The organism is Bartonella jaculi (assembly GCF_039543045.1).
In the GTDB taxonomy this organism is placed as follows: Bacteria; Pseudomonadota; Alphaproteobacteria; order Rhizobiales; family Rhizobiaceae; genus Bartonella; species Bartonella jaculi.
The window spans coordinates 1-622 of the sequence record NZ_BAABIZ010000190.1; the positions used below are offsets into that span (position 1 = coordinate 1).

Annotated in this window: 1 pseudogene; it reads left to right on the forward strand. The window is 42.0% G+C overall.

The features are described from left to right. Positions 1–622 (forward strand): annotated as a pseudogene (locus tag ABD915_RS10125) (Vomp family autotransporter); the annotation flags it as partial.

Below are 622 nucleotides of genomic sequence, written 5' to 3' on the forward strand. Positions count from 1 at the left end.
AAAAGCAGTGTTGCAATAGGTTCCGAATATAATGCAGAGAGGGTGGAAAATGGTATATCCGTGGAGAATGATTATACAACAGCGAAAAGTGATTATTCCACAGCTGTGGGTTCTGTTTCTAAAGCTTTGGGGGATGGTTCGACAGCTGTAGGTCATCGTGCATATGCAGAAGCAGAGAATGCTACGTCTTTTGGTTTTTATTCAAGAGCGAAGACAAAAGGAAGTGTCGCTTTAGGGAATAATTCTATCGCTAATATTAAGGCTGGTATTGCAGGTTATGACCCTATAACAGATGCTGCTTATGCTCCTACAAATGCTGCTGCAGAAGAGGATACGTTCTCATGGAAAAGCACATCAGGTGCAGTCAGTGTTGGGAGTATTGGCGATAAAAAAACGCGACAGATTGTAGCAGTAGCAGCTGGTAGTGCAGATACAGATGCAGTGAATGTTGCGCAGCTGAAAGCGCTAAGAGCGTACGCAGATAAAGGTTGGAAGCTTTCTGTTGATGATAAAAATGCTACAGCTGTTAGCATAGACAAGACAGTAGATTTTTCTGCGGGAAGTAAAAATTTCACGATTACAAAAGGCGATAAAGACAACAAGGTAAAATTTGATCTGGCTC